Genomic DNA, 4,536 nt, shown 5'->3' on the forward strand with positions numbered 1-4,536 from the left:
GCTTGGAACTGCCCACGCCGTGCTTGCAGCGCGCGAGAGCATTGCACGCGGCTATGACGATATTCTCGTTGTGTTTGGCGATACGCCGCTGATTGAAACCGCGGCTCTCGACCAGGCCCGCGCCAAGCTCGCAGACGGTGCCGATGTCGTGGTCATGGGGTTCCGGCCAGCAGTGCCGAATGGTTATGGCCGCCTGATCGAGCACGACGGCCGTTTGATCGCGATCCGCGAGGAGAAGGATGCCAGTGAGGCCGAGAAGAAAATCGGGTTCTGCAATGGCGGGCTGATGGCGCTGCGCGGACAGGCCGCGCTTGCGCTGCTGGACAAGATCACCAACGACAATGCCAACAATGAATTCTATCTCACCGATGTCGTGGAGATAGCCAATGCGGACGGAAAATCCGTCGTTGCCATCGAGATTTCGCCCGACAATGTGATCGGCATCAATACCCGCGTTGAACTCGCTGAGGCCGAGGCAATCTGGCAGACACGCAAGCGCCGCGACATGATGCTGGCGGGTGTCACCATGCAGGCGCCGGAAACTGTTTTCTTCGCACATGATACATTGGTGGAAGCAGATGCAATCCTCGAACCGAATATCATTTTCGGCCCCGGCGTCTCGATCGCGAGCGGAGCCGTCATTCATGCTTTCTCCTACTTTGAAGGCGCAAAGATTGGCGCAAACGCCAATGTCGGACCTTTTGCCCGGCTTCGCCCCGGTGCGGATCTGGCAGCAAAATCCAAGGTCGGGAACTTCGTTGAGGTGAAGAACGCGAAGGTCGGGGTCGGCGCGAAGGTGAACCACCTGACCTATATCGGTGACGCGATCGTGGGTCCGGCAGCGAATATCGGCGCCGGTGCCATTACCTGCAACTATGACGGCTACAACAAGCATCTAACCGAGATCGGGGCCAACGTGTTCATCGGCTCCAATAGTTCGCTGGTGGCGCCGGTTTCCATCGGTGACAACGCTTATGTCGCCTCCGGCAGCGTGATCACGGCCAATGTGCCGGCGGACGCGCTTGCATTCGGCAGGGCGCGGCAGGAGGTAAAAGAAGGACGGGCGGTGCAATTGCGGGCACGCTATGCGGCGCAGAAATTAGCCAAGAAGGCTGACTAGGCACGCCTTTTGTTCGTGTGGGATTCTGACACAGAAAGTGTTTTTCTGTAGCGATGAATCTGAGCTAGCCAGAGCTGGAAACTATTCGGGGTATTGGAGTCGTATATGTGCGGGATCGTTGGAATTATCGGGCGTGAGCAGGTAGCGCCGCTGCTTGTGGATGCACTCAAGCGGCTGGAATACCGCGGTTATGACTCAGCCGGCGTTGCGACCCTCAATTTTGGCGTGCTCGATCGCCGCCGGGCCGAGGGCAAGCTTGGCAATCTCGACAAACTGCTGAAGGAAAATCCACTCGGCGGTACCATAGGTCTCGGACACACACGTTGGGCGACGCACGGTGCGCCGACGGTCCGCAATGCACACCCGCATACGACGCCTCGGCTTGCGGTGATCCACAATGGCATCATCGAGAATTTTGCCGAACTGCGCGCAATGCTCGAAAAGGATGGATATGTCTTCGAGACGGAGACCGATACGGAGACGGTCGCGCATCTGGTAACGCGCGCTCTCGATCGCGGCCTTGCGCCGGTCGAGGCAGTTCGCCAGACGCTGCCGCAATTGCGCGGCGCTTTTGCCATCGCGATTATGTTCAAGGGCGAAGACAATTTGCTGATCGCCGCCCGCAATGGTCCACCTCTCGCAGTCGGTTATGGCGAAGGCGAGATGTATCTGGGTTCTGATGCGATCGCTCTCGCTCCGTTCACCGATAATCTGTCCTATCTCGAAGATGGGGACTGGGCGGTGCTGACCCGCGACGGCGTCATCATCTATGATGAAAGCGGCGAAGTCGTCGACCGCCCTGTGCAGAAATCAGCCGGCACAGCGTTTCTGGTGAGCAAGGGCAACCACCGGCACTTCATGGAGAAGGAAATCCACGAACAGCCGGAGGTCATCTCGCACACGCTTGCAAACTACCTAGATTTCTCGAAGGGCACGATACGTCCTGGCGCAGCGCCGGTCGATTTCGCCAAGGTAGACCGCATCGCCGCTTCCGCCTGCGGCACGGCCTATTATGCCGGGCTGGTCGGAAAGTACTGGTTCGAACACATTGCCCGGCTGCCAGTCGATATCGATGTAGCGTCCGAATTTCGCTATCGGGAAATGCCGCTTTCCAAAAATAGCCTTGCGCTCTTCGTCTCGCAGTCCGGTGAGACCGCGGATACGCTGGCCTCCTTGCGCTATTGCAAGCAGCAGGGTCTCACGATCGGAACCATCGTCAACGTCAAGGAATCGACGATGGCGCGCGAATCCAACACCGTATTTCCAACCCTCGCAGGTCCGGAAGTTGGTGTTGCTTCGACCAAGGCTTTCACCTGCCAACTATCCGTTCTGGCATCGCTGGCTGTGGCGGCCGGCAAAATGCGCGGTACGATCAGCGACGAAGAAGAGCGCCAGCTTGTGCGCGAACTATCCGAAATTCCGCGCTATGCAACGCAAGCGCTGAAACTCGAAGCTCAGATCGAGGCTATCAGCCGCGAACTCAGCCAGGTCAAGCACGCACTTTATCTGGGGCGCGGCACGAGTTATCCGCTGGCGCTGGAGGGCGCGCTGAAACTCAAGGAAATTTCCTATATTCACGCGGAGGGTTATGCGGCCRGCGAGTTGAAGCACGGACCAATCGCATTGATCGACGAATCCATGCCGGTCATCGTGATTGCTCCGCATGACCGCTGGTTCGAAAAAACCATATCGAATATGCAGGAAGCGGCGGCGCGTGGTGGCAAGATCATCCTCATCACCGATGAGAAGGGCGCTGCCGCCAGCACATTGAAAACGTGGCATACGATCCTTCTGCCGGAGATGCCGGAAGTCATTACACCGATCGTTTACACGCTGCCGATCCAGATGCTGGCCTATCACACAGCAGTTTTCATGGGCACGGACGTCGATCAGCCTCGTAATCTGGCAAAGTCTGTGACTGTGGAATAACTGGTTCCCTCGAGGTATAAGGGCAGCGACAACAGTTACGTCGAGAACTGCCATGCCCAAGATAGACACTGTCGCTGTACCCGAAACACAAAGGTTCGGGCTATCCGCCACCATTTGACGTACCCTGCGCCGATCGCATCCGGCAGCGCTTGGGCAACTTCGGTGGGCTCACTGATTTCGGTGTCAATCTCATGCATTTGCCGCCGGGCAATTGGTCGAGCCAGCGCCACTGGCATTCGGCCGAAGACGAATTCGTGAATGTGCTCGAAGGCGAGTTGGTGCTGATCGATGATGACGGCGAGACGCTGCTTCGGGCCGGCGATTGTGCGGCCTTCCCAAAGAATTCCGGCAATGGCCACCATATGATCAACAAGTCGGGTGCGATGGCAGTTTATCTCGAAGTGGGGACACGCTCGCCCTCTGACATTACCATCTGCTCCGACATCGACATGATGAGTTCCAATGCCGACGGACGGTTCGTGCACAAGGATGGCAGACCTTATCTCGACACCTAGCCGGCGCGGAGCAGCCGCACCGCTTCGTCACGTTCAAACAGATAAAGCAGGATGCGCAACGCTTCGCCACGTATGCTCTGCAATTCGGGATCCCTGGTCAGAATATACCGGGCGTCCTTGCGGGCGATTTCCAGAAACTCTTGATGCGCCTCGATGCTGGCGAGCCGGAAGCCAGGCGTGCCGGATTGTCGAGTGCCAAGCAACTCGCCTTCTCCTCGCAATTTCAGGTCCTCTTCGGCGATCCTGAAACCATCCTCGGTTTCTCGCATGATCTTGAGCCGCGCCTGCGCGACTTCGCCAAGTGGTCCCTTGTAGATGAGGAGACAGGTCGAGGGTTTGTCCCCACGCCCGACACGTCCGCGCAACTGGTGCAACTGCGCAAGACCAAAGCGTTCGGCATGTTCGATGACAATGATTGTCGCATCCGGAACGTCGACACCGACTTCAACGACTGTGGTAGCCACTAGCAATCGTGTCTCGCCGTTCTTGAACGCCAGCATGGCTGCATCTTTCTCAGGTCCACTCATGCGGCCATGGACCAGCCCGATCCTGTCGCCGAGCAGAGGTTTCAGCGATTCGAAACGTTCTTCGGCCGAAACGAGATCGACCAGTTCAGATTCCTCGACCAGCGGGCAAATCCAATAGATTTTCTGCCCATCGGCGATTGCAGTACGCATGCGATCAACGAGCTCGCTCAACCGCTCCATTGGCAGGATCGCGGTGGTGATCGGGCGGCGGCCCGCAGGTTTTTCCGTCAGTTTCGAAACGTACATATCACCGAACGCGGTTAATACCAGCGTGCGCGGGATAGGCGTAGCGGTCATGACCAGCATGTCAGGCGCCGTGCCTTTGGAGGTCAAGAGCAGGCGCTGATGTACACCGAAACGGTGTTGCTCATCGACAATAACCAGCACCAGATCGTGATAGCTGACCTTTTCCTGAAAGAGTGCGTGTGTGCCGACAATGATGTGG

General features: G+C 57.7%; 3 protein-coding genes and 1 pseudogene. 3 read left to right on the forward strand and 1 reads right to left on the reverse strand.

What is annotated here, in order from left to right:
- From glmU to ACXJ5O_RS19625, 3 genes and pseudogenes are all read left to right on the forward strand, one after another.
- The coding region (glmU, locus tag ACXJ5O_RS19615) for a bifunctional UDP-N-acetylglucosamine diphosphorylase/glucosamine-1-phosphate N-acetyltransferase GlmU (protein WP_457301358.1) at window positions 1–1,120 on the forward strand (1,120 nt) is incomplete at its 5' end.
- 105 nt (window positions 1,121–1,225) lie between these two features.
- Complete coding sequence (gene glmS / locus ACXJ5O_RS19620; RefSeq protein WP_457301359.1) at window positions 1,226–3,049, forward strand: glutamine--fructose-6-phosphate transaminase (isomerizing); 1,824 nt, start codon at window positions 1,226–1,228, stop codon at window positions 3,047–3,049.
- Between the two features lie 52 nt (window positions 3,050–3,101).
- A pseudogene (locus tag ACXJ5O_RS19625) lies at window positions 3,102–3,564 on the forward strand (cupin domain-containing protein).
- Here ACXJ5O_RS19625 and ACXJ5O_RS19630 read toward each other — a convergent pair.
- Window positions 3,561–4,536: ATP-dependent DNA helicase RecG (locus tag ACXJ5O_RS19630; RefSeq protein ID WP_457301360.1), on the reverse strand; the 976-nt coding region annotated here is incomplete at its 5' end. The pseudogene ACXJ5O_RS19625 and the gene ACXJ5O_RS19630 sit on opposite strands and share 4 nt — an antisense overlap.

The organism is Phyllobacterium sp. P5_D12 (assembly GCF_054049495.1).